The organism is Streptomyces sp. ALI-76-A (assembly GCF_030287445.1).
Taxonomy (GTDB): domain Bacteria; phylum Actinomycetota; class Actinomycetes; order Streptomycetales; family Streptomycetaceae; genus Streptomyces.
On sequence record NZ_JASVWB010000002.1, the window covers coordinates 4,853,893 to 4,879,232 of the forward strand.

Genomic DNA, 25,340 nt, shown 5'->3' on the forward strand with positions numbered 1-25,340 from the left:
AAATTTCTCCTCGCGCAAGCTGTTGCCCTAATCTGGCACCTGAACGTGGCAGCACTGTCGGGGCGTTGGGGAGGGGAGAACGTATGGCGCCGAGGAGCAACCCCACCGCTCGGCAGGTGCGTCTGGGAGCCGAGTTGCGCAAGCTGCGCGAGGCGGCGGGCCTGAAGGCGCGCGAGGTGGCTGCCTCGCTGAACTCGACCTCGGCGCAGATGAGCCAGACGGAAGCGGGCATCTCCGGGGTGAGCGTCGAGCGCGTGCGTCGGCTCGCGGCGCATTACGGCTGTGCGGACGAGGAGTTCGTCGACGCTCTGGCAGCCATGGCGAGCGAGCGCACACGTGGTTGGTGGGACGACTACCGAGGAGTCCTGCCCCAGGTGAACCTGGACGTGGCCGAGGCGGAACATCATGCGGCGTTCCTGCATGAAGTCGTGATCACCTACGTTCCTGGGCTTCTCCAGACCCCGGACTACGCTCGCGCGGTCTTCAGGTACATGCGCCCCGAACTGCCCGAGAGCGAACTCGCTCCTCGCGTGGAGCACCGGATGAGGCGCCGCGTCGTCATCGAGGGCAACGACCCCACCCCTTACGAGACGGTCATCCACGAGTTCGCGCTGCGTATCCGCGTGGCCGACCGCCAGACATCCGTGTCTCAGCTCCGCCTCATCCTGGAGGAGATCGAGAAGGGCCACGCCACCGTGCGGGTCATCCCCGTCGACAGGGAGGGATTCGCCGGTGCTGACGCCTCGATGATGTTCATGGGAGGCCCGGTGCCCAAGCTGGACACGGGGCTGCTCGACGCTCCCACGGGGACTCTGTTCATCGACGCGGAAGCGCATTTGAATCGGCTCCGCACGCTCTTCCGTACGGTGAGGGCATCGTCGCTGGACCCCTCGGAGTCTCGTGACCTCATTCACCGGTTGACGAAGGAACTCTGATGAACTGGCGAAAGTCCAGCTACTCCGGCGGCGGCGAGGGCAACACCTGCGTCGAGATAGCAACCCTCCCCACCCGCACAGCCGTCCGCGACTCAAAGGCCCCCGCCCGCGCCACGCTCTCCTTCGGCGCCGCCTCCTTCGCCGCCCTCATCGACCACCTGAAGGAACACCCCTGGTCAGACAAGGGGGTGCCGGGCTAGCGTCCGCTCATGGCAGCCTTCGATCCGTGGGACCCGGCGTTCCTCGCCGACCCGTACCCCGCCTACGCCGAGCTGCGTGCCCGGGGGCGCGTGCACTACTACGAGCCCACGAACCAGTGGCTGGTTCCCCACCACGCCGACGTGTCCGCGCTGCTGCGCGACCGTCGGCTCGGGCGGACGTACCAGCACCGGTTCACCCACGAGGACTTCGGGCGGACGGCGCCACCGCCGGAGCACGAGCCGTTCCACACGCTCAACGACCACGGGATGCTCGACCTGGAGCCGCCGGACCACACCCGGATCCGGCGTCTGGTGTCGAAGGCGTTCACGCCGCGCACGGTGGAGGGGCTGAAGCCGTACGTGGAAGGGCTGGCCGGTGACCTGGTGTCCGCGCTGGTGGAGGCGGGCGGCGGGGATCTGCTGACGGATGTGGCGGAGCCGCTGCCGGTCGCGGTGATCGCGCAGATGCTGGGCATCCCGGAGGCGGACCGGGCGCCGCTGCGGCCCTGGTCGGCGGACATCTGCGGGATGTACGAGCTGGACCCCCCGCAGGAGGTGGCCGCGAGGGCGGTGCGGGCGTCGGTGGAGTTCTCGGACTACCTGCGGGACCTGATCGCCGAGCGCCGCAAGGAGCCGGGACAGGACCTGATCTCCGGTCTGATCGCGGCGCACGACGAGGGCGACCGGCTGACCGAGCAGGAGATGATCTCGACCTGTGTGCTGCTGCTGAACGCGGGCCACGAGGCGACGGTGAACGCCACGGTCAACGGCTGGTGGGCGCTGTTCCGCCACCCGGACCAGCTGGCGGCGCTGCGGGCGGACCACTCCCTGGTCCCGTCCGCCGTGGAGGAGCTGATGCGCTACGACACCCCGCTCCAGCTCTTCGAACGCTGGGTCCTGGACGACATCGAGGTCGCCGGGACGACGATCCCGCGGGGCACGGAGGTCGCGCTGCTCTTCGGGTCCGCCAACCACGACCCCGAGGTCTTCTCCGATCCCGGGCACCTCGATCTGACCCGCGCGGACAACCCGCACATCTCCTTCAGCGCGGGCATCCACTACTGCATCGGCGCGCCCCTGGCCAGGATCGAACTGGCGGCCTCGATGACCGCTCTGCTGGAGCGGGCGCCCACGCTGGCCCTGGCGGCCGAGCCGCAGCGCAAGCCGAACTTCGTGATCCGGGGGCTGGAGGGCCTACCCGTGACGGTCTGAGGCGTCACCCGGGCCGCCGAGCAGCCGGACGAGCAGCGTGTAGACCAGGACGGGCAGGGCGGCTCCCGCGAGGAACACGGGCGGGAGCTCGGTGACCAGGACGCCGAGGTCCATGCCCTCGTTCTCGAAGCCGCCGCCCAGGTGGATCCGAGTGCGGTCGCTGCTGAGCCACACCAGCGGGGCCGCCACCGCCCCCGCCAGCGACACCACACAGCCTCCGCACGTCACCGCGTCCCGGTTCATGACCGCAGGGACGCGCACCCGCCCCCGCGCGGTTCGCACAGACCGGTCCCCGCTCCCTACCGCTCCTTCGTCTCCTCCAGCACCGTCCGCCCCAGCAGCGCGTACCGGGACGGATCCCGGCGCTTGAGGTACTGGGCGTAGCCGATGCCCGCCGCCGCGACCAGGGCGACCAGCCACGGGGTCGCCTTCAGCACCAGGGAGCCGGATTCCGACCCGGCCGCCACACCCATGTTGGACACCAGCAGGACGACCACCGCGAGCATGGCCACCCCGCCCACCAGCGGGGCGGTGAACGTCCTGAACCAGTGGCGGCTCTCGGGGTGGTGCGAGCGGAAGTACGCCAGTACCGCGAAGGAGCACACGGCCTGCACGACGAGGATCGCCATGGTGCCGAGGATGGCGAGCAGGACGTACGTCCCGGTGTACGGGTCCTTGCCCGCGATCCAGAACCCGGCGAGCAGCACCCCGCTGACGATCGTCTGGACCAGGCCGGCGATGTGCGGGGAGCCGTGTCTGGCGTGGGTGCGGCCGACGGTGTTCTTCAGGGACGGCAGGACGCCCTCGCGGCCGAGCGCGTACATGTACCGGGCGGCGCAGTTGTGGAAGGCCATGCCGCAGGCCAGCGAGCCGGTGATCATCAGCCATTGCATGACGTCGACCGCCCAGTGGCCGACGTACCGCTCGGTGGGGTCGAAGAACATGGCGAGCGGGTTCGCGGAGGAGGCCGCCGCGACGGCCGCCTGCTCGCCGTTGCCGATGATGGCCATCCAGGAGACGAAGACGTAGAAGACGCCCACGCCGAGGACCGAGATCATCGTCGCCTTGGGGATGATCTTCTTCGGGTCGCGGGACTCCTCGCCGTACATCGCGGTCGACTCGAAGCCGACCCACGACCAGAAGGCGAAGAACAGGCCGAGGCCGGCGCTGGTGCCCTGGAAGGCGTTGACCGGGTTGACCGGGCCGAAGGTGAAGCCGTCCGGGCCGCCGCCGTGCAGGGCGACCGAGATCGCCATCGCCGCGAGGATGGTCACCTCGGTGGCGAGCAGCACCACGAGCAGCTTCTCCGCGACCGAGACGCCGAACCAGGTGCCCGTCGCGTTGACCGCGAGCATCACGACGGCGAAGAGCCACCACGGGATGTCGAGGCCCGTCTGGTCGTTGAGGGTGGTCGTCGCGAAGGTCGAGAAGATGCCGATGAGGGCCGGCTCGAAGACGACGTAGGCGAAGGTCGCGAGCAGTCCGGAGGCCAGGCCGACGGTGCGGCCGAGCCCGTAGGAGATGAAGCCGTAGAAGGCGCCGGTGGACGTGATGTGCTTCGCCATCGTGGTGAAGCCGACGGAAAAGATCGCCAGGACGACCATTGCGACGAGGTAGCTCGCCGGGGCGCCGATGCCGTTGCCGGACGACACCATGAAGGGCACGTTGCCCGTCATCGCGGTGATCGGCGCCGCGGTCGCCACAGCCATGAAGACCACGCCGAGCAGGCCGATGGCGTTGGGCTTCAGTCGGTGGACGGTCTTCTCGTCGCCTGTTCCCGCCTCGGGGGCGACGCCCTCCTGCACTGCCATCGGGTGGCCCCTCTCCTTGCCGGTCCATATCCGTACTGGACGGGATCCTGGGCCGCGAATGAGTCAGTCAGCAGGGTCTCGGCGTTAAATGCACGTCAACTAGACCTTTGGAGGCGGGGCGGGGCGAACGTGCGTGTTAACTCTCCGCCGGTCCGTGGACCGGGCCGGAGCGCACCTCGTACGGTCACCCTCATGAGCGCCTACACCTTCACCCTCGGCGGCGAGCGCCACCGCTTCGACACCCTCGCCCGGCTGTTGGCCGCCGCGAGCCCCGAGCGCTCCGGCGACGGGCTGGCCGGCCTCGCCGCGTCGTCCGCGCGGAAGCGGGTCGCCGCCCGCTGGGCGCTGGCCGAGGTGCCGCTCACGGCCTTCCTCACCGAGCCGGTGATCCCCTACGAGACCGACGACGTGACCCGGCTGATCCTCGACACGCACGATCCCGCGGCGTTCGCGCCGGTGGCCGGGATGACGGTCGGCGAACTGCGGGAGTGGCTGCTGTCCCACGCGGCGGACGCGGTGTCGCTGGCCGCGCTGGCTCCCGGGCTGACACCGGAGATGGTCGCGGCCGTGTCCAAGCTGATGGGGAACGCGGACCTGGTCGCCGTGGCGCGGAAAGTGCGGGTCGTGACCGCGTTCCGCTCGACGATCGGCCTGCCGGGCCGGCTGGCCACCCGCCTCCAGCCCAACCACCCCACCGACGACCCGGCGGGCGTGGCCGCGGCACTGCTGGACGGCCTGCTGCTGGGCTCCGGCGACGCGGTGATCGGCATCAACCCGGCGACCGACAGCCCGAAGGCCGTACGCGACCTGCTGGAGTTGCTGGACGGGGTCATCACGCGGTACGCGATCCCGACCCAGTCGTGCGTGCTGTGCCATGTGACGACGAGCGTGGACCTCATGGAACGCGGGGCTCCCGTCGACCTCGTCTTCCAGTCCGTCGCGGGCACGCAGGCGGCGAACGCGTCCTTCGGGGTCACGCTCGGACTGCTCGACGAGGCGCACGAGGCGGCCCGGAAGCTGGACCGCGGCACGGTCGGCGGGAACGTCATGTACTTCGAGACCGGCCAGGGCAGCGCCCTGTCGGCCGGCGCGCACCACGGGGTGGACCAGCAGACGGTCGAGGCCCGGGCGTACGCGGTCGCCCGCCGCTACGACCCCCTGCTGGTGAACACGGTCGTCGGTTTCATCGGCCCCGAGTACCTCTACGACGGCCGGCAGATCCTGCGCGCCGCCCTGGAGGACCACTTCTGCGGCAAGCTGCTCGGCCTGCCGATGGGCCTGGACATCTGCTACACCAACCACGCGGACGCCGACGACGACGACGTGGCCACCATGCTGACGATGCTCGGCGTCGCGGGCGCCTCGTTCGTGATCTGCACGCCGGGCGGCGACGACATCATGCTCAACTACCAGTCGGCCTCCTACCACGACGCGTTGTACCTGCGGGAGGTGCTCGGCCTGCGCCCCGCGCCGGAGTTCGAGGCCTGGCTGGAGTCGATCGGGCTGCTGGACGACCGCGGCGGCATCCGCGAGGTCACGGCCCACCCCCTGACGGCCATCGGACGGGAGCTCGCGGCATGAGCGAACTGGTCACCCACACCGAGGACCTGGCCCTGTGGTCGACGCTGCGGCGTCACACCCAGGCCCGCATCGGCCTCGGCCGGGCCGGTTCCGGCCTGCCCACCCGGCACCGGCTGGAACTCCAGGCCGCGCACGCGGCCGCCCGGGACGCGGTGCACACACCGTTCGACCCGGACGCGGTCGCCGCGGCGCTGCCCGGGACGCCGACGCTACGGGTCCGCAGCGCCGCCCCGGACCGGCTCACCTACCTCCAGCGTCCCGACCTGGGCCGCCGCCTGGACGCCACGGACCGCGCGCATCTGCCGACGGGAACGTGGGACGTGCTCTTCGTGGTCGCCGACGGGCTGTCCAGCCGGGCGGTGCACGAGCACGCGGCGCCGGTGGTGCGGGCCACGACGTCCCGGCTGCCGGCCGGCTGGCGGGTGGCCCCCGTGGTCCTCGCCGGACAGGCCCGGGTGGCCCTCGGCGACGACATCGCCCACGCGATGGGCGCGGCGATGGTGGTCGTCCTGCTCGGGGAGCGGCCCGGCATGTCGGCGGCGGACTCCCTGGGCGCGTATCTCACGTACGGCCCGAAGCCCGGCGTGACGACCGACGCCGACCGCAACTGCCTGTCCAACATCCGGCCCCCGCTGGGGCTGGCCTACGAGGCGGCGGCGGGGAAGCTGGCGGCGCTGATGGGCCGGGCACGGGCGCTGGGGCTGACGGGGGTGGGGCTCAAGGACGAGTCGGACGCGTTGCCGACGGTGGCCCCGGCTCAGACCAGGTAGGGCTTGAGCTGGTCGGTGTCGAGCGTGATGCCGACGGCTTCGGGGAGGGTGACCTTGTCGCCGATCCTCACCGTGTGGATGTCCCGGTATCCGTCCTCCGGGTCGGGCTTGCTGTGCACGACGACGGAGGCGTGCTCGCGGTCGATCAGCAGGTAGACGGGGACCCCGGCTTCGGCGTAGCCGCGGGGCTTCTCCACGCGGTCGCGGTCGTGCGTGTCCGAGTCGTACGAGGTGACCTCGACCGTCATCAGGACGCCGTCCGGGTCGGCCCAGTCGCCCTGGCCGGCGAAGTACCCGACGGGTGCGAGTGCTCCGTCAGGAAGGGCACGGCCGTTACGGTAACCCTCCACTTTCAGGCCCTGGGTCGGGTCGAGGTCGAACTCGGGCCGGGCCGTCCGTCGATGAACTCGAACCTGACGGTCTCGTCCTCGCGCTCGGCGAATGCGGCGATCCGCTCGAACACGTCCACCGACATCTGAGACGACGTGCGCTCTGTCATAACCGTCATGGTGCCTCCCTTCACAGGCGGACACCAGCGTCACCGGAGACAGGTGCGAGGGGCGCGTTCCGGGATGTGATCATCCGAGTGAGTGATCACCAGGTGACGCCACCGGCAACGTCAGTCCCCACGCCCCCTCCCACACCGTCCACGTCCGTCTCCGCACCGGCCCCGACACCGCCGCGTCCGCCCGGTACCGGAAGTCCGGTCCCGACACGGTGATCCGCCGCCCTGTCGCCAGCAGCGGGGTCGCCTCCGCGCCCACCGACAGCGGCCGGGCCTCGACCTCGACCTTCCCCGAGTCACCCGGAGTGACCGACAGGGCCTCCAGCGGCTGGTCCAGGTCCACCAGCGTGACCCCGTCGACCTCCACGCGCAGCCGGGAGGGGCCGGGGGCGGCCGCCGGGGAGGAGGAGCGGGCGGGGCGGGCGGCCACGAGGGTGCGTACGAGGGACTGGCAGGTACGTATCCAGGGGCGGCCGGAGTCGAAGTCGGCGACGTGCCGGCCGGCCTCCGCGGTGTCCTCCGCCCCACCCGTCAGGGGCGGTATCCGCAACGCCCCCAGCACCACCCCGTCGCTCTCGTCGACCAGCAGGTCCATGCGCCGCTCGGCCCCGTCCAGGACGGCCCGGGCCGCGGCCACCGCGCCCGCGGGGATGCCCAGGGAGCGGGCCAGGGCCTGGGCGGCGCCCACCGGCACCACCGACAGCCCGCATCCCGCCAGCTCCCGCCGCCGGTGCAGCAGGGACACCGCCCGGACCAGCGCGCGGTCGTCGCCGATCACCACCGGCCGCCGCGAACCCCGCCGCTCCAGCACCCGGGCGAATTCCTCGGGACTGTCGGGAAGGCAGACCTTCGTATGCGCCGCACCCCCGCTGAGCACGTCTTTCGCGATCCGGACGGCCTCTCCGTCCGTCCGCCGGGCGACCGGATCGATCACCACCAGCAACTGATCGGACGTCGCGAAAGTCGCCACCTCGGTCCTGCCTCGCTTCCTCGGGTAGCATCTTTGTGCAAGAGCCCCTTGCGCTATTGCGCCAGGGGCTTCGTCTATTCCGGGGCATCCGGTCCGACGGGTGGCGGCCGACGAAGGCCGCCGGTGTACGAGGCACGAACTGTGACGCGTACGCCTCCGACCTTGGACATGCCCCGCCCGGAAGGGGTGTACGCGCGTGCCCGCACTTGTGCTGCTCGGTGCTCAGTGGGGTGACGAAGGCAAGGGAAAGGCAACCGACCTGCTCGGTGGCTCGGTGGACTATGTGGTGCGCTACCAGGGCGGCAACAACGCCGGCCACACGGTAGTCGTGGGCGATCAGAAGTACGCCCTCCACCTCCTCCCTTCCGGAATCCTGTCCCCGGGGTGTACCCCGGTCATCGGTAATGGCGTCGTCGTCGATCCGTCGGTCCTGCTCTCCGAGCTGAGCGGACTGAACGAGCGTGGCGTCGACACCTCCAAGCTCCTCATCAGCGGCAACGCTCACATCATCACGCCGTACAACGTCACCGTCGACAAGGTGACGGAACGCTTCCTCGGAAAGCGCAAGATCGGCACCACCGGTCGCGGCATCGGTCCCACCTACGCGGACAAGATCAACCGGGTCGGCATCCGCGTCCAGGACCTGTACGACGAGTCGATCCTCACCCAGAAGGTGGAGGCGGCCCTCGACGTCAAGAACCAGATCCTCACCAAGCTCTACAACCGGCGCGCCATCGCCGTCGACCAGGTGGTCGAGGAGCTGCTGGTGTACGCGGACAAGCTCGCCCCGTACGTCGCCGACACGGTCCTGGTGCTCAACCAGGCCCTGGAGCAGGACAAGGTTGTCCTCTTCGAGGGCGGGCAGGGCACGCTGCTGGACATCGACCACGGGACCTATCCCTTCGTCACGTCCAGCAACCCGACCGCGGGCGGTGCCTGCACGGGTGCCGGTGTCGGTCCGACGAAGATCAGCCGGGTCATCGGCATCCTGAAGGCGTACACCACGCGCGTGGGCGCCGGCCCGTTCCCGACCGAGCTGTTCGACGAGGACGGCGAGGCGCTGCGCCGCATCGGCGGCGAGAAGGGCGTCACGACCGGCCGTGACCGTCGCTGCGGCTGGTTCGACGCGGTCATCGCCCGGTACGCGACCCGTGTGAACGGCCTGACCGACTTCTTCCTCACCAAGCTGGACGTCCTGACCGGCTGGGAGCAGATCCCGGTCTGTGTGGCGTACGAGATCGACGGCGAGCGCGTCGAGGAACTCCCGTACTCGCAGTCCGACTTCCACCACGCGAAGCCGGTCTACGAGATGCTGCCGGGCTGGTCCGAGGACATCTCGAAGGCGAAGTCCTTCTCCGACCTGCCGAAGAACGCCCAGGACTACGTCAAGGCGCTGGAGGAGATGTCCGGCGCCCCGATCTCCGCGATCGGCGTGGGCCCCGGCCGGAACGAGACGATCGAGATCAACTCGTTCGTCTAGTACGGCGGTTCAGCAGGGCTCTCACACGTGTGCCCCCGTCCGGAACCCGGACGGGGGCACACGCCTGTGAAGCCGGACGAGGCCACGAACGGTCACGAACGTGTATGTACCAACCGTATTTGTCGGGCATAGCCTGAAGCCCAGCCACACACGTGCGTCGACCAGAAGAAGGTGAGTGCGATGCGCGTACTGCTCAAGGCGTCGATGGACACGGAGAAGGCCAACGAGGCCATCCGGAACGGGACCCTGGGGAAGCTGATCCAGGAGGCGGTGGAACAGATCAAGCCCGAAGCGGCCTACTTCACCACCGAGAACGGTCAGCGCACCGCCTTCCTGTTCTTCGACATGCAGGACAGCTCCCAGATGCCGGTGATCAGTGAGCCCTTCTTCCTCAACCTGGGTGCCAAGATCTCCTACACCCCGGTGATGAACATGGAGGACGTGCAGAAGGGGCTGTCCCAGCTGGGCCGCTGACCCTCAGCTGAAGATGATCATCGACCCCTGCGCCAGACTCCGCGTCGCCGCCGCGTGCAGCCCCAGCCACACGTGGCGCTCACGGGCGAAGGGGCTGGGATCGTAGGGAGCCGGTACGGCGGGCTCCTCCAGTTCCGTGGGAGCGGCCGGCGGTTCGGGCGGCGCCGGCGGATTGGCCGGATCGATGCCGATGGTCTGGGCCACGAACTCCAGCTCCCGCAGCAGGGTCTGGGAGGAGCCCAACGGCCCGCCCCCGGCGAGGAGATCGTCGTTGGCGAGAGGGTGCGGGAAGTCCACGGGGACGTACGCGCCCGCGTGGTCGTAGTGCCAGACCAGGTGCGACTGCTGGGCCGTCGCCTCGAACATCTCCAGCAACTGCTCGTAGTCGCCGCCCAGTTCGTCCACGGGTGTCACGGGCAGGCCGCACACCTGGAGCAGATAGGCGCGGCGCAGGAAGTGCAGCGCGTCGTAGTCGAAGCCGGCCACCGGGGCGACGTCGCCGGACAGGCCCGGCATGTACTGGTACACCGGCACCGGCGGCAGTCCGGCCTCGGCGAGCACCTTGTTGTATTGCGCGAGTTCCTCGGCGAACGGGTTGTCCGGGGTGTGGCACAACACGTCGACGAGCGGCACCAGCCACAGGTCACAGGCCAAAAGACAGCTCCTCGTCACTCGCGGCGCACGGCATGGGTCGCACGGTGGTCAAGGCAGGGTAATCGGTACGGCACCCGGTCGGCTCCCCCTCTGCGTGGACCCGCCCGGACACGCTGCGCACCCGACGCGCCCCGCCGGCAACGGCCCGGCGCGCCCGGACACAGGGCACCCGGACGCGCCCGCCCCGCCGTGCCCGGCACCGGACACCCGACGCGCTCGCTCCGACGGCCCTGCCTCGACCGACCCGACGCGCCCTGCCCCGGCCGCCTCGTGCAGATCCCTTACCCGGACGCGCCCCGCTCACCCGGACCCCGGGGGGATCCGTCGGGTTTCCGGCCGCCCGGGTTCTGGACCGCTCCGCCGACCGGCCCCAGCTGTTCGATCAGGCTCAGGGAGTGTGTGTTGTACGCGGCGACGATCGAGCGGGCGGTCGCGGTGTCCCGCTGGGCGAGGGCGTCCACCAGTTCGCTGTGCCCGGACCACAGCCGGCCGCGCAGATCGGTCTGCCGGCGCAGGTGCTGCACGGTGCACACCCAGGTCTGCACGCGGAGCCGGTTCAGGAAGTCGGCGAGGTAGGGGTTGCCGAACAGGGAGCTCAGCTCGCGCCAGAAACGCAGGTCGTAGCCGATCAGGATGGTCAGGTCACCGGCACCGGCGGCCCGCTGCGCCTCCTCGCCCCGCCGCCGTACTCCCGCGACGACGGCCGCGGTACGGGGGTCGTCGAGGTTTTGGTAGCCCTTGTGGCCGTTGTCGAGCGCCTGGAACATCCCGTCGGTGACCAGGCTGCGGGCCTCGATCATGCCCCGGAAGTCCTCGACCGAGTACTCGTGCACCCGGAAGCCCCGGTGCTGGTCGGCCTCGAGGAGTCCCTGCGCGGAGAGGTCGACCAGCGCCTCGCGGACCGGAGTCGCGGAGACGCCGTACTGCTCGGCGATCTCCTTCACCGTGAACTCCTGCCCTGCCTGGAGCCGCCCGGCCAGTACCTCGTCGCGAAGCGCGTCGGCGATCTGCTGCCGCAGGGTGCTGCGGGTCACGGCGCCGGTGCCGCTACTGGGCATGGTCCTGACGTCTCCCTCGTCGCGTTCGAATGGCGTGCACGTACGTGTATACGAGCACGCCACCTTACGCGTTCGAGTCTCCCGGTACCCGATCGTCACGCCCGCCTCCGACCGGTGTCCGCGACGGCGCCCGCCGTGGCGTCACCACGGCCCGGCACCCCGCTCACCACCGGGTCGGCCCACCGGTCAGCGGGTGTACTCGTCCGCCACCGACAGCGCCGCGTCCAGCACCGCCAGCCCTTCCTTCAGCTCCGCCTCGCCCACGTTGCACGGCGGCACGACATGCGTCCGGTTCATGTTGATGAACGGCCACAGGCCGCCCGCCTTCGCGGCGGAGCCGAACGCGGCCATCGGCGCGTTCGCCTCACCCGCCGCGTTGTACGGCACGAGCGGCTCCCGGGTCTCCCGGTCCCGCACCAGCTCCAGGGCCCAGAACATCCCGACACCGCGCACCTCGCCCACCGACGGATGCCGCTCGGCCAGCTCCCGCAGCGCGGGTCCGACGATGTCCGCCCCGAGCCGGGCCGCGTTCTCGACGACCCCCTCCTCGGCCATCACGCCGATCGTCGCGACCGCCGCCGCGCACGCCAGCGGATGCCCCGAGTACGTCAGCCCGCCCGGGTACGGCCGCTTCGCGAACGTCTCCGCGATCGCCCCGGAGACGGCGACCCCGCCGAGCGGCACGTACCCGGAGTTCACGCCCTTGGCGAAGGTCATCAGGTCCGGTACGACGTCGAACAGGTCGGCCGCGAACCACTCACCGGTCCGCCCGAACCCGGCCATCACCTCGTCCAGGACGAAGACGATCCCGTACTTGTCGCAGATCTCGCGGACCCCGGCGAGATAGCCGGGCGGCGGGACCATGATCCCGGCCGTCCCCGGGATCGTCTCCAGGATGACCGCGGCGACCGTCGCCGGGCCCTCGAAGGCGATCGTCGTCTCCAGGTGCTCCAGCGCCCGCGCGCACTCCTGCTCCTCGGTCTCGGCGTAGAAGCGGGAGCGGTACAGGTAGGGCGCCCAGAAGTGCACGACCCCGGCCGCGGCGCCGTCGGAGGCCCAGCGGCGCGGGTCGCCGGTGATGTTCACGGCCTGCTGCGTACCGCCGTGGTAGGAGCGGTACGTCGACAGCACCTTCGGGCGCCCGGTGTGCAGCCGTGCCATCCGCACGGCGTGCTCCACGGCGTCGGCCCCGCCGTTGGTGAAGAAGATCTTGTCCAGGTCGCCGGGTGTCCGCTCGGCGATCAGCCGTGCCGCCTCCGACCGCGCCTCGATCGCGAACGCGGGCGCGAACGTGGTCATGCGCGCGGCCTGTTCCTGTATCGCCGCGACGACCTTCGGGTGCTGGTAGCCGATGTTCGTGTAGACGAGCCCGCTGGAGAAGTCGAGGTACCGCTTGCCGTCGTAGTCCCAGAAGTACGGCCCCTCGGCGCCGGCGACGGCGAGCGGGTCGATGAGCTCCTGGGCGGACCAGGAGTGGAACACGTGCGCACGGTCGGCGGCCTTCACGGCGGCGCCGGCCTCGGGGTCTGGCTGAGGGGTCATGGGCCGAGGGTAGGGGCCCGCGACACGGAGTCGGTATCGGCGTCCTGTCTGTGGACGGGGACTTTCCGCGACAGGTTGTCGAAGGAGGAGCCGCGATGATGCATTGACAGTCTCCTGTCTAAATGACAGGATGTTGTCATCGTTGACGGTCGGTGGAACGGTCCCAGGAGGCACCCATGAGCCGCAAGCCCGTGCATCTCGCCGTGTACGACACCTACGCCGACTGGGAGACCGGTCACGCGACGGCCTACCTGGCCCGCGCCGGGTACGAGGTCCGGACGGTGGGGCCCACCCGGGAGCCGGTGGTCAGCATCGGCGGTCTGCGCGTCCAGCCCGACCTGGCCCTGGACGACGTGGACCCGGACGGCAGCGCCCTGCTGATCCTCCCCGGCGCCGACCTGTGGGACGTGTCCGACGACCTCGCCCCCTTCGCCCGCCGGGCCCGCGCCTTCCTGGACGCCGGTGTGCCGGTCGCCGCGATCTGCGGGGCCACCGCCGGGCTCGCCCGGGAGGGCCTGCTCGACGACCGGGAGCACACCAGCGCGGTCTCCTTCTACCTGGCCGCGACCGGCTACGGCGGCGGCGAGCGGTACGTCGACACGGACGCCGTGACCGACCGCGGCCTGGTCACCGCCGGTCCCACCGAGCCCGTCGCCTTCGCCCGGGAGGTCCTCCGGCTCCTCGGGGTGTACGAGGGCGAGGTGCTGGACGCCTGGTACCGGCTGTTCCACGACTCCGACCCGGAGGCGTACGCCGTACTGGAGAAGGCGGAGACGGGGCGGTGAGCCGGGAGCGGCAGGACCTGCTCAGCCGCAGCGCGCTCGGGGTCTTCCGGCTGAACGGCCAGTTCCTCGCGGTCGCCGAGGAACTGGCGAAGCCCGCCGGGCTGACCGCCGCCTGGTGGCAGGTGCTCGGCGCGGTGCTCGGCGAGCCGCTGCCGGTGTCCGGCATCGCCCGCGCGATGGGCATCACCCGGCAGAGCGTGCAGCGCGTCGCCGACCTGCTGGTGGACAAGGGCCTGGCCGAGTACCGGGCCAACCCGGCGCACCGGCGGGCCAAGCTCCTCGCGCCCACGGCGGACGGACGGGCGGCCGTCGCCCGCGTCGACCCCGGGCACGCGGCCTTCGCCGACCGGCTGGCGCGGGCGTACGGGGACGACACCGCACTCGCGGACGCCGTACGGGTCCTGGAACGGCTGTCCCAGGTGCTCGAACAGGTGGGCCCGCCTGTTACGGAACCGTAGACAGGGCCCGACTCGCCGCGCACCGGCCCCGCACTATCCTCGGTCTGTTGCTCACGGGCGGGGGGAAGGCGGCGGGCGATGGAGAAACTGGGGCTCGGGGACCCACAACGGATCGGTTCGTACCGGCTGCTGGCGCGGCTCGGCGCCGGCGGGATGGGCCAGGTGTACGTCGCCCGGTCCGACCGGGGGCGCACGGTCGCCGTCAAACTCGTACGGGAGGAACTGGCCGCGCAGGACGAGTTCCGGGCCCGCTTCCGGCAGGAGGTGCGGGCCGCGCGGCAGGTCGGCGGGTACTGGACGGCGCCGGTGCTGGACGCGGACACCGAGGCCCCGGTGCCGTGGGTGGCCACGGGGTACGTCGCCGGGCCCAGCCTCCAGCAGATCGTCGGCCACGACCACGGCGCCCTGCCCGAACGCACGGTCCGCATCCTCGCGGTCGGGCTCGCGCACGCGCTGAAGGACGTCCACGCCGCCGGGATCGTCCACCGCGACCTCAAGCCGTCCAACGTGCTGCTGACCATCGACGGCCCCCGGGTCATCGACTTCGGCATCGCGCGGGCCCTGGAGACGGTCACCGACGGGGGCCTCACCAGGACCGGCGCGCTGGTCGGCTCGCCGGGGTTCATGGCCCCGGAGCAGGTGCGGGGGGACCGGATCACCCCTGCCTGCGACGTCTTCTGCCTCGGCTCGGTGCTGGCCTACGCCGCCACGGGCAAGCTCCCCTTCGGCACCGCCAACAGCGGTGTGCACGCCCTGATGTTCCGCATCGCCCAGGAGGAACCCGACCTGGCGGGCGTCCCCGAGAGCATCGCCGATCTCGTCCGCGAATGTCTGCGGAAGGTCCCCGAAGCCCGGCCGACGCTCGACAGCATCCTTCAGCGCACGGGCGCCGAGGACACCGTCGCCGGGGGACGATCGCGGGATCCGTGGCTGCCGGGCGAACTGGTGGCCCAACTGGGGCGGCACGCGGTGCGGTTGCTGGACACGGAGGATCCGGAGGGGGCGGGGACCGGGGCGGGCCCGGGCGCGGGGACGTCACAGGCGGCCGCGGCCGGTCAGCCAGGTTCCGCCGGGCGGCCGCCGGCCGAGGCGCGGACCCCTGTCCCGGCGCAGGCGGACGGCCCACACGGCGCCGGGCAGGCGGGCGCCGGACAGGCGGGCGCCACCGGCCTCCCGGGCGACGCCTCCGGAGGGCCGGCCGGCGGGGCGGCAGGACCCGCGCCCGGACCTTCGCACGGCGCCTCGCCCGGCACCGACGCCGTGAGGGGCCCGGCTCCCGGCGCCCCCGCCGCCCTCGGGGTCACGCCGGGTGCCGCCCCCGGACCTTCCTCCGCCGCCGCGGGCCCCCTCCCGGGGCCCGGGCTCGCCGCCTCGCCCGAGCACGGCGCCGCCGGTGACGAGTCCGCCCCCGCCATGCCTCCCGGTCCGCCCGTGCCGGGGCAGCCGGGCAGCGGGGCGCGGACGGACCACCTGCCGACGGTCGTCGCCGGGCAGGGCGTCCAGACACCTCCGCCGGGAAGCGCGGGAGGCGCGGGACGCCCGGGAGACCCCAAAGGTCCGGGCGGCCCCGGACACCCCGGCGCCCCGCCCTCGCCCCCGACCCCCACCGCCTTCGCCGACGGCGCTCCGGGCAGCGCGCCCGCCCATCCCGCCTACGGCTACCCGCAGCAACACCCGCAGCCCTCGGCGTACGGCCACCCGCGGCAGCCCGGCGCCTGGCCGACCGGCCCCGGTGCGCAGGGCACCACCCCGCCGTACCAACAGCACGGCACCGCCTCGCCGTACGTCCAGTACGACGGCCCGGGCCGGACGCCGCCCTACGGCCCGCCCACCGTCCTCGCCCCGCCCTACGGCCCCACCGCCCCGCAGGACCCCCGGAGGAACTCCCGCTCCACCGCCGTACTCGTGCTCGTCGCCCTGGTCGTCGCGCTGCTCGCCGGCGGCTCGGTCTTCGCCGTGATGAACGGCGGCGGCGAGGACCAGGCGGACGGCACGTCCGGTCCGTCCCCCTCCGTGTCCGCCTCCACGACCCCGGGCCCGCCCACGCCCGACCCGACGACTCCCGGCCCCTCGCCGTCGACCACCTCCGCACCGCCGGCGGACGGCGCGATCCCGGCCGGCTACCTGGGCACCTGGGCCGCCACCATCGACAACGCAGACGGCCGCCACACCCGCTCCCTCACCCTCCAGCAGGGCGAGGCGGGCGACGCGGTGCTGTCCCTCGTCGCCGACGGGCCCACCGCCGACGGCACCTACCACTGCGTGTTCCAGGCCGAGTTGGTCGACGTGGCGGACGGGTCGGGGGCGTTGCGGATCGGCCCGTCCACCGTGACGGACGGTCAGCCCCGTTCGTCCTGTTCACCGGGCGCGGCGAGCGAGGTCACCCTGCTGCCGGACGGCAGCCTCCAGCGCACCAACACCGGCACGGACGAGAAGCTCACGTACACCCGGCGGTGACCGAGGCGCGCGGTCGGCGGTCCACCACCCGTCACCCGGGGGCCTCGACGCCGACACCCGCCCCGGTCACCTGGGCTCGGGCGGCCGCTGCCGGGGCATGTTCGGCCGCGATCCGTTGCCGGGCGGCAGGGAGAACCGGCCCTGGCCGCCCGCCCCCGAGTCCTGCCGCTGCCCCCCGACCCCCACCGACTGGATCCCCAGCGGCGCCGCCCCGGTCCGGAACTCCACCATCCAGTCCGCCGTCTCCGTCCGGACCAGCTCCGTCACGTCCTCGGAGAACCTGCGCAGCACACCGAGACACCGGTCCGCCGCCTCGCTCGCCGTGCCGTCGGCAGGCCCCAGCACCTCCCGCACGCTCTCCGAGGCCCAGTCGAACTGGAGCACCTGGAGCCGCCGCTGCACCGCCTGCGCGGTCGCCACGTCCCTTATCCATCCCGACGTCACCCCGAAGAACCGGTCCCCGGCGACACACGACACTCCCAGCAGCAGCGCCAGATACCCCCAGGGCGCGACCCCGCCCACCACACCCGTCATGTCCAGCAGGGGAAGCGCGGCCCCCGCCACCGCACCGCCCGCCGCGCCCACCCGCAGCACCCGTGCCCCGCGCCGCTTCCACACGCGGTCCGCGAGATACCAGGAGGCGGTCTCCAGGGCCCCGCGCTCCACCCACCGGTACAACTCGTCCAGCCGCTCGGCGGGCGCGCCCCAGTCGCCGAGCGGAAACACCCGTCCCGTCAGATCGCCCGGCCGCAGTCCGGCCGCCCCCTCGCCCCGCCCGTCCTGAGGCGGACCCTCGGGCTGCATCTCCGGCTGACCCACCCGGCACTCCCTACCTGATCCCGAACGAGCACGACCTGTCACATCCGTGACGCGTGATGCTCATGCTGATACCGATGCGCCGAGTCCTTCCTACCGCCCAATGGGTGGCGAAGGCGTAGCTTTCACCTCTTTTCCGCCCGGAAGAGGCCCTTGATCAGGTATAGGGTTCCGGTCCACTCACTCGAAAGAGTGCTGGGGCGACGGCCGCGAGGACCACGTAGGCTCGTGCTGAACGGGAAAACCCGTACCGACCAAGGAGAGCTGATCGTGATCCCCGGTGGTGGCCAGCCCAACATGCAGCAGCTGCTGCAGCAGGCCCAGAAGATGCAGCAGGACCTGGCGAACGCCCAGGAGGAACTCGCCAGGACCGAGGTGGACGGCCAGGCCGGCGGCGGCCTGGTGAAGGCCACGGTCACCGGCGCCGGCGAGCTGCGCGCGCTGAAGATCGACCCGAAGGCGGTGGACCCGGAGGACACCGAGACCCTCGCCGACCTGGTGGTCGCGGCCGTCCAGGCGGCCAACGAGAACGCGCAGGCCCTCCAGCAGCAGAAACTCGGCCCGCTGGCCCAGGGGCTGGGCGGCGGCAGCGGCATCCCCGGCCTGCCGTTCTGATCCCTCCCGATCCGTGGCCTGGCCTGCCTATCTAAGACGGGCACCGGCCAACTACCGTACGCACAGAAGGATCCTCGACAAGCAGGAAGGACGGGCAGTCCGTTGTACGAAGGCGTGGTCCAGGACCTCATCGACGAGCTGGGGCGGCTGCCCGGCGTCGGTCCCAAGAGCGCGCAGCGGATCGCCTTCCACATCCTGCAGGCGGAACCGACGGACGTACGGCGGCTCGCGCAGTGCCTGATGGAGGTCAAGGCGAAGGTCCGCTTCTGCGCGACCTGCGGCAACGTGGCACAGGAGGAACTGTGCAACATCTGCCGTGACCCCCGCCGCGACCTCTCGGTGATCTGCGTGGTCGAGGAGCCGAAGGACGTCGTGGCCATCGAGCGCACCCGCGAGTTCCGCGGCAAGTACCACGTCCTGGGCGGCGCGATCAGCCCGATCGAGGGTGTGGGCCCCGACGACCTCCGGATCAGGGAACTGCTGGCGCGCCTGGCCGACGGCACGGTCACCGAGCTGATCCTCGCCACGGACCCGAATCTCGAAGGCGAGGCGACGGCCACGTACCTCGCCCGCATGATCAAGCCCATGGGCCTCAGGGTCACCCGCCTGGCCAGCGGCCTCCCGGTGGGTGGCGACCTGGAGTACGCGGACGAGGTGACCCTCGGCCGCGCCTTCGAGGGGAGACGACTCCTAGATGTCTGACGCCAAGCTGCACGTGACCAGCCACGACCCGGACGACTTCGCGGTCCAGATCGCGGACCAGGTGGAGAGCTTCCTGGTGGCCGTCACGGAGGTGGCGAAGGGCGACGAGCCGGACTCGGCGGTCCCCTTCCTCCTTCTGGAGGTCTCCCAGATCCTCCTGGCCGGCGGCCGTCTGGGCGCCCACGAGGACATCCTCCCCGACGAGCGCTACGAGCCCGACCTGGGCCCGGAGGCCGACGTGGACGACCTGCGGGAGAACCTCGCCCGCCTCCTGGAGCCGATCGACGTCTACTCGGAGGTCTTCGACCCCTACGAGCCCCGCAAGGCGCCGGTCCCGGCCCGGATCTCCGACGACCTGGCCGACGTCATCGCCGACCTCCGCCACGGCATGGCGCACTACCGCGCCGGCCGCACCACGGAGGCCCTGTGGTGGTGGCAGTTCTCCTACTTCTCCAACTGGGGCTCGACGGCGTCGGCGACCCTGCGCGCGTTGCAGTCGATCGTGGCGCACGTCCGCCTGAACCAGCCCCTGGCCGAACTCGACGGCCTGGACACGGACCAGAGCGTGGGTGACGACACCCTGGAGTTCGAGGCGGGCCGGGTGATGGCGGAGGAGATCGGCGGACCGCTGGGGATGCGTCCGGTGAAGTAGGCGGCTGCCCCTCTCGCGGTCGGAACGCCACAGAACGTCAATTGGGTCCATCCTGTCTCCCCGCTGTACGTCGGCTGCACGGGCCCTAACCAGCGGAAAGCGAGTCTGGAGTCACTCCCCACCGCCCGCCTCACAGCGAAGGCGGAGGGGAAACACCTCCCCCTCGAACCGCAGGAGACAGCGATGACCCGTCGTTCCATATCCCGGCGCGCAGCCGTCGTCACCGCCACCGCCCTGGTCGCCGTGGCCACCGTCACCGCCGGGGTGAGCCTGGCCGGCCAGGACTCCCCGCAGCGGGCGAGCAAGGCGCGGATCGCCGGGCTGTTCGACACCTGGAACGCCGCCCTGCAGACCGGTGACTCGCGGAAGGTGGCCGACCTGTACGCGAAGGACGCGGTCCTGCTGCCCACCGTCTCCAACCAGATCCGCACCGACCGCGCCGAGATCGTCGACTACTTCGACCACTTCCTTCAGAACAAGCCGGTCGGCAAGAAGGTCGAGACGATCGTCACCGTCCTCGACGACAACTCCGCGGTCGACACCGGCGTGTACGAGTTCACGCTCACCGACCACGACACCGGTGAGCAGCGCGTGGTCAAGGCCCGCTACACGTACACGTACGAGAAGATCGACGGCGCGTGGCTGATCTTCAACCACCACTCCTCGGCGATGCCCGAGGGCTGACCCTCAGCCGGCGCTCCTGGGCGCGGCGCGCAGGCGGATCTCCACGCACAGGCCGCCGCCGGGGGCGTCCCGGAGCGACACGGTCCCGCCGTCGTCCGTCACCAGCTGCCTGACGACCGCGAGGCCGAGACCGGAGCCGGAGCGGCCGGTCAGGCCCTGGCCGCGCCAGAAGCGGTCGAAGGCACGGGACTTGTCGGCGTCCGACATGCCGGGACCCTCGTCCAGCACCGACAGCACCACCTCGTCGCCCCGCGCCTCGGCCCGGACGGTGATCGTCCCGCCGTCCGGTGAGACCTCCAGGGCGTTCGAGAACACGTTGTCGAGCACCTGGTCCAGGGCGCCCGGGCTGGCCATCACCAGCAGCCGGCCGTCGATGCTCTCCCTGAGCGCGATGGTGACCCCGCGCTCGTCGGCGGCCGGCCTCCACACCGTCAGACGCTCGTCCACGATGTCCCGCACGGGCAGCGGCTCCGCCGCCGTCACCTTCGCCTCGGCCCGCGCCAGCACCAGCAGGCCGTTGACCAGCCGGCTCATCCGGACCACCTCGGCGGTCGCCTGCTCCACGTCCTCCCGGACGAACTCGTCGTCCACGCCGTCCGCGATGTTGTCCAGCGACAGGCGCAACGCGGTGAGCGGGGTACGGAGCTGGTGGGAGGCGTCCGCCACGAAGATGCGCTGGGAGGCGACCAGCGTGTCCAGGCGTTCCGCGCCCTGGTTGAGGGTGCGGGCCAGCGTCTGCGTCTCGGGCGGGCCCGTCACCGGCGACCGCGCGGTCAGATCGCCGTCGCTGAACTTGCTGGCCATGGCGTTGAGTTCGCGCAGCGGGGCGGTGATCCGGCGGGCGGCGAACGCGCCGATCGCGGCGGCCGCGGCCAGCACCAGCACGGCCAGGCCCGCCCGGAAGCCCCAGATCTGCCAGAACCTCGCGGTCATGTCCGACGTCCCGTACACGATCCGTACGGCGCCGACGACCGGGCTCCGGCGGGAGTCCTGGCCGGCCGTCCGCTCGCGCGCGGGAACGGTGACCACCAGCTGCCGGCCCCAGATGAAGTCCGTGCCCCAGTCGGAGGTGGGGGTGCCGTCCTCCAGGGCGCGGGTCAGGGCCGCGTCCCTCCGGGGCCGGGGCAGGTCCGGTGCGCAGCCGCCGGCGGCGGTCGCCTGCACCGAGCCGGGCGTCTCGCTGGTGTACGCCCTCGCCATCTGCTCCAGGGCGTCGCACGAGATGGTGTCGTCGTTGCCGAGCAGCAGCGCCATGGTGGCGGCCTCGCGCCGGACGGACACCGCGGTGTCGTCCCGCAGCTGCTGGGTGAGCGTGAACGCGACCGGCACCGTGAACAGGAAGATGGCGACCGCGACGAGCAGGATGTAGCTGCGGATCAGCTGGCGGTTCATGGGGAGCCGGTACCGCCGTCGGCGTCGATCTCCAGCCGGAAGCCGACCCCGCGCACCGCCTCGATCGTGATCGCGCCCCGCAGCTTCCGCCGCAGCGCCGCCACATGCACGTCCAGCGTCTTGGTCGGGCCGAACCAGTTCGCGTCCCAGACCGCCTCCATGATCTGCTCGCGCGACATCAGGGCGCCCGGCTCCTCGGTGAGGAAGGCCAGCAGGTCGTACTCCTTGGGCGTCAGGGCCACCTCCTCGCCGTCCAGGCGCACCCGGGCGGCCTTGCGGTCGACGGTGAGGCGCGGGCCGTACCGGTCCGGCCCGTTCTCCGAGGGCGTCCGCGGCTGCGCGCGGCGCATCACCGCTCTTATGCGCGCGATGACCTCGCGGACGCCGAACGGCTTGGAGACGTAGTCGTCGGCGCCCAGCTCCAGGCCCACCACCCGGTCCGTCTCGTCGCTGCGCGCGCTGATCACGATGATCGGGACGTCACCGCGCTCGCGCAGTGCCCGGCAGACGTCGAGGCCGTCGGTGTCGGGCAGGCCGAGGTCGAGGAGCACGACGTCGTAGGGCTCGGGGTGGGCCAGCGCGGCGGCGCCCGTGCCGACCCAGTCGACCTCGAAGCCGTAGCGGGTCAGACCGCGCCGCAGGGACTGGGCGACGGGCTCGTCGTCTTCCACGAGAAGTACGTGCACATGGCGAACCCTAGTGCTGGAAACCCGATGCACAGCTGTCACCTGTGACGCGTGGCACTTTTCCGGGGCGTCGGGGATGGGCATGGGCTGACCTGGGCGCCGGTCTCAGCATGCGGTACCGCGGAGGCGGATTTCGGGCGCTCGATAGACTGAGCCGACCGCACCACATATGCGTATGTGTGGACTGCGAACACACAGACTGACTGAGCGAGGAGCGCACGTGGGCCTTGTCGTGCAGAAGTACGGAGGCTCCTCCGTAGCCGATGCCGAGGGCATCAAGCGCGTCGCCAAGCGGATCGTGGAAGCGAAGAAGAACGGCCACCAGGTGGTCGTCGTCGTTTCCGCGATGGGCGACACGACGGACGAGCTGATCGATCTCGCCGAGCAGGTGTCTCCGATGCCTGCCGGGCGTGAGTTCGACATGCTGCTGACCGCCGGAGAGCGTATCTCCATGGCGTTGCTGGCCATGGCGATCAAAAACCTGGGCCACGAGGCGCAGTCGTTCACCGGCAGCCAGGCGGGGGTCATCACCGACTCGGTCCACAACAAGGCGCGGATCATCGACGTCACGCCGGGCCGTATCCGCACCGCGCTGGACGAGGGCAACATCGCCATCGTCGCCGGTTTCCAGGGAGTCAGCCAGGACAAGAAGGACATCACCACGCTCGGCCGCGGCGGCTCCGACACCACCGCCGTCGCGCTGGCCGCCGCCCTCGACGCCGAGGTGTGCGAGATCTACACCGACGTCGACGGCGTGTTCACCGCCGACCCGCGGGTGGTGAAGAAGGCGAAGAAGATCGACTGGATCTCCTTCGAGGACATGCTGGAGCTCGCCGCCTCCGGCTCCAAGGTGCTGCTCCACCGCTGTGTGGAGTACGCGCGCCGCTACAACATCCCGATCCACGTCCGCTCGTCCTTCAGCGGGCTCCAGGGCACGTGGGTCAGCAGTGAGCCGATCGAGCAAGGGGAACAGAAGGTGGAGCAGGCCATCATCTCCGGTGTCGCGCACGACACCTCCGAGGCCAAGGTCACGGTCGTCGGTGTCCCCGACAAGCCGGGCGAGGCCGCCGCCATCTTCCGCACCATCGCCGATGCCGAGATCAACATCGACATGGTCGTGCAGAACGTGTCCGCCGCCTCCACGGGCCTGACGGACATCTCCTTCACCCTGCCGAAGACCGAGGGCCGCAAGGCCATCGACGCCCTGGAGAAGAACAAGGCCGGCATCGGCTTCGACTCGCTGCGCTACGACGACCAGATCGGCAAGATCTCCCTGGTCGGCGCGGGCATGAAGACCAATCCGGGCGTCACCGCCTCCTTCTTCGAGGCGCTGAGCGACGCCGGGGTGAACATCGAGCTGATCTCGACCTCCGAGATCCGCATCTCGGTGGTCACCCGGGCCGACGACGTGACCGAGGCCGTGCAGGCGGTCCACTCCGCCTTCGGGCTCGACTCCGACAGCGACGAGGCCGTCGTCTACGGAGGCACAGGCCGCTGATGTCCGGTCGCACCGGGCGGACCGTCCCCTCTCCCGGCTCCGCCCGGGCGGGGGGACCTCCGCGTCCGACACTCGCGGTCGTGGGCGCGACCGGGGCCGTGGGCGCGGTCATGCTCCAGATCCTGTCCCAGCACGCCGACATCTGGGGTGAGATCCGGCTGATCGCCTCGCCGCGTTCGGCGGGCCGCAAGCTGGCCGTGCGCGGTGAGCAGGTCGAGGTGGTGGCGCTCACCGAGGAGGCCTTCGACGGGGTCCAGGTGGCCATGTTCGACGTCCCCGACGACATCGCCGCCCGGTGGGCGCCGATCGCCGCCGCCAAGGGCGTGGTCGTGGTGGACAACTCCGCCGCCTTCCGGATGGACCCGGACGTCCCCCTGGTCGTCCCCGAGGTCAATGCCCACAAGGTCCGGGCCAGGCCGCGGGGCATCATCGCCAACCCCAACTGCACGACCCTCTCCATGATCGTGGCCCTGGGCGCGCTGCACGCCGAGTTCGGGCTGCGCGAGCTGGTCGTCTCGTCCTACCAGGCGGTGAGCGGGGTCGGCCGCGCCGGCATCGAGACACTGCGGCAGCAGCTGTCCCTGGTCGCGGGCACGGAACTGGGGACCAGCCCCGGCGACGTGCGGCGGGCCGTCGGCGACAACACCGGGCCGTTCCCCGAGCCGGTCGCGCTGAACGTCGTCCCGTGGGCCGGAACACCGCGCGAGGACGGCTGGTCGTCCGAGGAGATGAAGGTCCGCGACGAGTCCCGCAAGATCCTCGGCCTGCCCAGGCTGCCCATCGCGGTGACCTGTGTGCGGGTACCGGTGATCACCACCCACTCGCTGACCGTGCACGCCCGCTTCGAGGACGAGGTCACCGTCCGCAAGGCGCGGGAGATCCTCGCCACGGCCCCCGGGGTCGTCCTGTTCGACGATCCGGCGGCGGGGGAGTACCCCACGCCCGCGGACGTCGTGGGCACGGATCCGACCTGGGTGGGCCGGGTGCGCAGGGCGCTGGACGACCCCACGGCGCTCGAACTCTTCGTGTGCGGAGACAACCTGCGCAAAGGCTCCGCCCTCAACACCGCGCAGATCGCGGAGCTGGTCGCGGCGGAGTTCCGCTGACGGCGGGTGATGAAAGCGCGCTCCCGAACGCTGGGTGTAAGGAGCGACACGTGGTGCGCCCAGCGGTTTCCGCCGGAAAACTCCTGGATGAAACCGCATTCATTTGTAGGATCTGTGTGAGACATGGGGTCCGGACGATGGTCCGGGCTGCTTGAACCGGGCCTGCCCGGCGTTCGAAGATTTGCCTCCCCGCCTTCCGCAACCGTGCGGAGGGCGGGGAGCGTCTTTGCGGACGCCCTTTCAGGGGGCGCGGGATGCTTCACGGGGCGTGGGGACGCTCCGGTCATTCAGGACACA

25 protein-coding genes and 1 pseudogene are annotated in these 25,340 nt (G+C 71.3%); 16 read left to right on the top strand and 10 right to left on the bottom strand.

The window, feature by feature from the left end; all coding sequences use genetic code 11:
• Nucleotides 1–83 precede the first annotated feature (83 nt).
• Genes QQS16_RS22695 through QQS16_RS22705 form a run of 3 tightly spaced genes read left to right on the top strand, consistent with a single transcriptional unit; the run spans nucleotide 84 to nucleotide 2,347 of the window.
• On the top strand, nucleotides 84–935 hold the full coding sequence (locus QQS16_RS22695; protein ID WP_286063668.1) for a helix-turn-helix domain-containing protein: 852 nt from the start codon (nucleotides 84–86) through the stop codon (nucleotides 933–935).
• Nucleotides 935–1,135 carry a DUF397 domain-containing protein gene (locus QQS16_RS22700; protein WP_286063669.1) on the top strand — a complete coding sequence of 67 codons (201 nt, stop codon included), beginning with the start codon at nucleotides 935–937 and terminating at the stop codon, nucleotides 1,133–1,135. The genes QQS16_RS22695 and QQS16_RS22700 overlap by 1 nt, the downstream gene beginning before the upstream one ends.
• Before the next feature lie 9 nt (nucleotides 1,136–1,144).
• Nucleotides 1,145–2,347 carry a cytochrome P450 gene (locus tag QQS16_RS22705; RefSeq protein WP_286063670.1) on the top strand — a complete coding sequence of 401 codons (1,203 nt, stop codon included), beginning with the start codon at nucleotides 1,145–1,147 and terminating at the stop codon, nucleotides 2,345–2,347.
• Here QQS16_RS22705 and QQS16_RS22710 read toward each other — a convergent pair.
• The gene (locus QQS16_RS22710) at nucleotides 2,330–2,590 is read right to left on the bottom strand and encodes a hypothetical protein (protein ID WP_286063671.1); all 261 of its coding nucleotides are present in this window, start codon (nucleotides 2,588–2,590) and stop codon (nucleotides 2,330–2,332) included. The two genes, QQS16_RS22705 and QQS16_RS22710, sit on opposite strands and share 18 nt — an antisense overlap.
• Before the next feature lie 56 nt (nucleotides 2,591–2,646).
• Nucleotides 2,647–4,158: an APC family permease gene (locus QQS16_RS22715; protein ID WP_286063672.1), complete on the bottom strand. Its 1,512-nt coding sequence runs from the start codon at nucleotides 4,156–4,158 to the stop codon at nucleotides 2,647–2,649.
• A gap of 192 nt (nucleotides 4,159–4,350) precedes the next feature.
• On the opposite strand from QQS16_RS22715, the gene QQS16_RS22720 reads away from it, so the two are divergent.
• Nucleotides 4,351–5,739, top strand: a complete 1,389-nt coding sequence (locus QQS16_RS22720; protein ID WP_286063673.1) for an ethanolamine ammonia-lyase subunit EutB — start codon at nucleotides 4,351–4,353, stop codon at nucleotides 5,737–5,739.
• Nucleotides 5,736–6,509 carry an ethanolamine ammonia-lyase subunit EutC gene (gene eutC, locus QQS16_RS22725; protein ID WP_286063674.1) on the top strand — a complete coding sequence of 258 codons (774 nt, stop codon included), beginning with the start codon at nucleotides 5,736–5,738 and terminating at the stop codon, nucleotides 6,507–6,509. Before QQS16_RS22720 ends, eutC begins: the two co-directional genes overlap by 4 nt.
• Here eutC and QQS16_RS22730 read toward each other — a convergent pair.
• Together QQS16_RS22730 and QQS16_RS22735 are read right to left on the bottom strand one after the other, a co-directional pair.
• A pseudogene (locus tag QQS16_RS22730) lies at nucleotides 6,497–7,017 on the bottom strand (Uma2 family endonuclease). The gene eutC and the pseudogene QQS16_RS22730 sit on opposite strands and share 13 nt — an antisense overlap.
• A 70-nt stretch (nucleotides 7,018–7,087) precedes the next feature.
• On the bottom strand, nucleotides 7,088–7,984 hold the full coding sequence (locus QQS16_RS22735) for a diacylglycerol kinase family protein (RefSeq protein ID WP_286063675.1): 897 nt from the start codon (nucleotides 7,982–7,984) through the stop codon (nucleotides 7,088–7,090).
• A 196-nt stretch (nucleotides 7,985–8,180) separates the two neighbouring features.
• Here QQS16_RS22735 and QQS16_RS22740 point away from each other — a divergent pair, with 196 nt between their 5' ends.
• Complete coding sequence (locus QQS16_RS22740) at nucleotides 8,181–9,464, top strand: adenylosuccinate synthase (protein ID WP_286063676.1); 1,284 nt, start codon at nucleotides 8,181–8,183, stop codon at nucleotides 9,462–9,464.
• Between the two features lie 180 nt (nucleotides 9,465–9,644).
• Entirely contained in the window at nucleotides 9,645–9,938 is a 294-nt protein-coding gene (locus QQS16_RS22745; RefSeq protein ID WP_286063677.1) for a hypothetical protein, read from the top strand.
• Nucleotides 9,939–9,941: 3 nt separating this feature from the next.
• Here the strand turns inward: QQS16_RS22745 and QQS16_RS22750 are convergent, their stop codons facing one another.
• From QQS16_RS22750 to QQS16_RS22760, 3 genes are all read right to left on the bottom strand, one after another.
• Complete coding sequence (locus QQS16_RS22750) at nucleotides 9,942–10,592, bottom strand: putative DNA-mimic protein (RefSeq protein WP_286063678.1); 651 nt, start codon at nucleotides 10,590–10,592, stop codon at nucleotides 9,942–9,944.
• A gap of 281 nt (nucleotides 10,593–10,873) precedes the next feature.
• Complete coding sequence (locus tag QQS16_RS22755; RefSeq protein ID WP_286063679.1) at nucleotides 10,874–11,650, bottom strand: GntR family transcriptional regulator; 777 nt, start codon at nucleotides 11,648–11,650, stop codon at nucleotides 10,874–10,876.
• 186 nt (nucleotides 11,651–11,836) lie between these two features.
• The gene (locus tag QQS16_RS22760; RefSeq protein ID WP_286063680.1) at nucleotides 11,837–13,192 is read right to left on the bottom strand and encodes an aspartate aminotransferase family protein; all 1,356 of its coding nucleotides are present in this window, start codon (nucleotides 13,190–13,192) and stop codon (nucleotides 11,837–11,839) included.
• Nucleotides 13,193–13,368: 176 nt separating this feature from the next.
• Between QQS16_RS22760 and QQS16_RS22765 the strand changes: the two genes are divergently transcribed.
• From QQS16_RS22765 to QQS16_RS22775, 3 genes are all read left to right on the top strand, one after another.
• Nucleotides 13,369–13,977 (top strand): type 1 glutamine amidotransferase family protein, encoded by a 609-nt coding sequence (locus QQS16_RS22765; RefSeq protein WP_286063681.1) that lies wholly within the window; start codon nucleotides 13,369–13,371, stop codon nucleotides 13,975–13,977.
• A complete protein-coding gene (locus QQS16_RS22770) occupies nucleotides 13,974–14,435 on the top strand; it encodes a MarR family winged helix-turn-helix transcriptional regulator (protein WP_286063682.1) in 462 nt (153 codons plus the stop codon). Before QQS16_RS22765 ends, QQS16_RS22770 begins: the two co-directional genes overlap by 4 nt.
• A gap of 78 nt (nucleotides 14,436–14,513) precedes the next feature.
• Entirely contained in the window at nucleotides 14,514–16,892 is a 2,379-nt protein-coding gene (locus tag QQS16_RS22775) for a serine/threonine-protein kinase (protein WP_286063683.1), read from the top strand.
• A gap of 66 nt (nucleotides 16,893–16,958) precedes the next feature.
• Here the strand turns inward: QQS16_RS22775 and QQS16_RS22780 are convergent, their stop codons facing one another.
• Nucleotides 16,959–17,711, bottom strand: coding sequence for an SLATT domain-containing protein (locus QQS16_RS22780; protein ID WP_286063684.1), 753 nt, complete (start codon nucleotides 17,709–17,711; stop codon nucleotides 16,959–16,961).
• Between the two features lie 267 nt (nucleotides 17,712–17,978).
• Between QQS16_RS22780 and QQS16_RS22785 the strand changes: the two genes are divergently transcribed.
• The 4 genes from QQS16_RS22785 (at nucleotide 17,979) to QQS16_RS22800 (ending at nucleotide 20,361) form a co-directional block, all read left to right on the top strand.
• Nucleotides 17,979–18,323, top strand: coding sequence for a YbaB/EbfC family nucleoid-associated protein (locus QQS16_RS22785; protein WP_286066419.1), 345 nt, complete (start codon nucleotides 17,979–17,981; stop codon nucleotides 18,321–18,323).
• Nucleotides 18,324–18,425: 102 nt separating this feature from the next.
• Nucleotides 18,426–19,025 (top strand): recombination mediator RecR, encoded by a 600-nt coding sequence (recR, locus tag QQS16_RS22790; protein ID WP_030667861.1) that lies wholly within the window; start codon nucleotides 18,426–18,428, stop codon nucleotides 19,023–19,025.
• A complete protein-coding gene (locus QQS16_RS22795) occupies nucleotides 19,018–19,677 on the top strand; it encodes a DUF5063 domain-containing protein (protein ID WP_286063685.1) in 660 nt (219 codons plus the stop codon). Before recR ends, QQS16_RS22795 begins: the two co-directional genes overlap by 8 nt.
• Nucleotides 19,678–19,860: 183 nt before the next feature.
• Nucleotides 19,861–20,361, top strand: coding sequence for an SgcJ/EcaC family oxidoreductase (locus QQS16_RS22800; protein WP_286063686.1), 501 nt, complete (start codon nucleotides 19,861–19,863; stop codon nucleotides 20,359–20,361).
• A 3-nt stretch (nucleotides 20,362–20,364) separates the two neighbouring features.
• Here the strand turns inward: QQS16_RS22800 and QQS16_RS22805 are convergent, their stop codons facing one another.
• Entirely contained in the window at nucleotides 20,365–21,753 is a 1,389-nt protein-coding gene (locus QQS16_RS22805; RefSeq protein WP_286063687.1) for a sensor histidine kinase, read from the bottom strand.
• Nucleotides 21,750–22,439 carry a response regulator transcription factor gene (locus tag QQS16_RS22810; protein ID WP_286063688.1) on the bottom strand — a complete coding sequence of 230 codons (690 nt, stop codon included), beginning with the start codon at nucleotides 22,437–22,439 and terminating at the stop codon, nucleotides 21,750–21,752. Before QQS16_RS22810 ends, QQS16_RS22805 begins: the two co-directional genes overlap by 4 nt.
• Nucleotides 22,440–22,659: 220 nt before the next feature.
• On the opposite strand from QQS16_RS22810, the gene QQS16_RS22815 reads away from it, so the two are divergent.
• Nucleotides 22,660–23,937, top strand: a complete 1,278-nt coding sequence (locus tag QQS16_RS22815) for an aspartate kinase (protein ID WP_286063689.1) — start codon at nucleotides 22,660–22,662, stop codon at nucleotides 23,935–23,937.
• Entirely contained in the window at nucleotides 23,937–25,043 is a 1,107-nt protein-coding gene (locus QQS16_RS22820; RefSeq protein WP_286063690.1) for an aspartate-semialdehyde dehydrogenase, read from the top strand. The genes QQS16_RS22815 and QQS16_RS22820 overlap by 1 nt, the downstream gene beginning before the upstream one ends.
• The last annotated feature ends 297 nt before the right edge of the window (nucleotides 25,044–25,340 follow it).

Excerpts from the sequence above, each read along its gene's own strand:
- QQS16_RS22760 (WP_286063680.1), bottom strand. The coding sequence starts at position 13,192 with ATGACCCCTCAGCCAGACCCCGAGGCCGGCGCCGCCGTGAAGGCCGCC.
- QQS16_RS22795 (WP_286063685.1), top strand. The coding sequence starts at position 19,018 with ATGTCTGACGCCAAGCTGCACGTGACCAGCCACGACCCGGACGACTTC.
- QQS16_RS22720 (WP_286063673.1), top strand. The coding sequence starts at position 4,351 with ATGAGCGCCTACACCTTCACCCTCGGCGGCGAGCGCCACCGCTTCGAC.
- QQS16_RS22745 (WP_286063677.1), top strand. The coding sequence starts at position 9,645 with ATGCGCGTACTGCTCAAGGCGTCGATGGACACGGAGAAGGCCAACGAG.
- QQS16_RS22705 (WP_286063670.1), top strand. The coding sequence starts at position 1,145 with ATGGCAGCCTTCGATCCGTGGGACCCGGCGTTCCTCGCCGACCCGTAC.
- QQS16_RS22775 (WP_286063683.1), top strand. The coding sequence starts at position 14,514 with ATGGAGAAACTGGGGCTCGGGGACCCACAACGGATCGGTTCGTACCGG.
- QQS16_RS22765 (WP_286063681.1), top strand. The coding sequence starts at position 13,369 with ATGAGCCGCAAGCCCGTGCATCTCGCCGTGTACGACACCTACGCCGAC.
- eutC (WP_286063674.1), top strand. The coding sequence starts at position 5,736 with ATGAGCGAACTGGTCACCCACACCGAGGACCTGGCCCTGTGGTCGACG.
- QQS16_RS22820 (WP_286063690.1), top strand. The coding sequence starts at position 23,937 with ATGTCCGGTCGCACCGGGCGGACCGTCCCCTCTCCCGGCTCCGCCCGG.
- QQS16_RS22710 (WP_286063671.1), bottom strand. The coding sequence starts at position 2,590 with ATGAACCGGGACGCGGTGACGTGCGGAGGCTGTGTGGTGTCGCTGGCG.
- QQS16_RS22700 (WP_286063669.1), top strand. The coding sequence starts at position 935 with ATGAACTGGCGAAAGTCCAGCTACTCCGGCGGCGGCGAGGGCAACACC.
- QQS16_RS22755 (WP_286063679.1), bottom strand. The coding sequence starts at position 11,650 with ATGCCCAGTAGCGGCACCGGCGCCGTGACCCGCAGCACCCTGCGGCAG.
- QQS16_RS22805 (WP_286063687.1), bottom strand. The coding sequence starts at position 21,753 with ATGAACCGCCAGCTGATCCGCAGCTACATCCTGCTCGTCGCGGTCGCC.
- QQS16_RS22715 (WP_286063672.1), bottom strand. The coding sequence starts at position 4,158 with ATGGCAGTGCAGGAGGGCGTCGCCCCCGAGGCGGGAACAGGCGACGAG.
- QQS16_RS22800 (WP_286063686.1), top strand. The coding sequence starts at position 19,861 with ATGACCCGTCGTTCCATATCCCGGCGCGCAGCCGTCGTCACCGCCACC.
- QQS16_RS22695 (WP_286063668.1), top strand. The coding sequence starts at position 84 with ATGGCGCCGAGGAGCAACCCCACCGCTCGGCAGGTGCGTCTGGGAGCC.